Genomic DNA, 1,166 nt, shown 5'->3' with positions numbered 1-1,166 from the left:
CTATCCCAACCCAGAGTATCCATTTCCTCACGAGACATGGGTAGGAAGGGTGCAATACCGAAGCATTCTGCCCAGTACTTAGGATAAGAAAAAAGAGAGGTGTCGGCTTGCATAGTTTTCGGCTGCTTAAGTAAGAATAGTTGACTATTTTACATGGTCTTTCTATTTGGGCCTAGTGCTTCTTGGTATACATATCGTAGGGTATGCTTATTCTATGTGGTAATTTCTATATTTATCAGGCACCTTAGCCCTATAAATAGAATTTATTCTGGAACTCAATGTGAGTGATAAACAAGTCGTCGAAGCCAAAAATATTATTGCGGTGATCCTGGCAGCTGGAGAATCGAGTCGTTTCGGTTCGCCTAAACAGCTGGCTGATTGGCACGGGAAACCCTTGTTGCAACATGTGTTTGATACGGTGTCTCAGGTCTTCCCAAAAACCTGGGTGATGCTGGGCGCTAATTACAAAGAAATTAACAGTGTGCTTTCTTTTGGTGTTGCAAAGGTTTTACATGAGAGTGCATGGCAAGAGGGAATGGGAAAGGTCATTGCTAGCGCAGCATCATCTGCAGAGAGCGAAGCCCTGCTGACAGATGAAAACGTGGATGGCCTGTTGTTCTTGCTTGGGGATCAGCCCTTAATAGAAACAAGTGACTTGCGCAAATACTGTACTTTAGTTAATGAGCAAGCGAATGAAATAATTTGTGCAGGATATCAAGAAGAGGACAAGGAGCTTAGTCTTGGAGTGCCCGCATACTTTCCTTGGTCGTATTTGCCTCAGCTAAAAGGCTTGGCTGTACCGGGAAATCAGGGCGGCGCGAAAGGCATAATCTTGCGCAACAAAACGACGCCTGTTTACCTCGGCGGGCGAGTTCAGGATGTTGATACTGAAAGTGACCTGGAGCGCTTACGCTTGGCAGTCACTTCAGTATGCTGATTCAAGTGCTTAGCCAAACAGTCCTGCAGTAACAGCAATACCGACTGCGAATACACCTATGCTGGCCGCCAGCGCCATGCCATAAAACTTATTGGAAGCAGCTCGGTTTTGCCTGATATAGGTTTCAATTGTTTGTGCTGCGACGTCTTCTGCAGTTTCGCGCGTGATTTCATGAGCTTGTTTTATTGCGTCACCCTGTAAGCGTTGCCAAAACTCAGTGTCCATAGAT

At 45.7% G+C, this 1,166-nt stretch carries 1 protein-coding gene and 1 pseudogene; one reads left to right on the top strand and one right to left on the bottom strand.

Annotated features, from left to right (window positions below; translation table 11 throughout):
- Positions 1-280 precede the first annotated feature (280 nt).
- Complete coding sequence (locus A3756_RS20790; RefSeq protein ID WP_068512482.1) at positions 281-937, top strand: nucleotidyltransferase family protein; 657 nt, start codon at positions 281-283, stop codon at positions 935-937.
- 9 nt (positions 938-946) lie between these two features.
- Here A3756_RS20790 and A3756_RS28105 read toward each other — a convergent pair.
- Positions 947-1,166 (bottom strand): annotated as a pseudogene (locus tag A3756_RS28105) (response regulator); the annotation flags it as partial.

Source organism: Oleiphilus sp. HI0086 (assembly GCF_001635225.1).
Note: the sequence above shows the minus strand (reverse complement) of the source record. Positions and strands in the feature narration are given on the sequence as shown.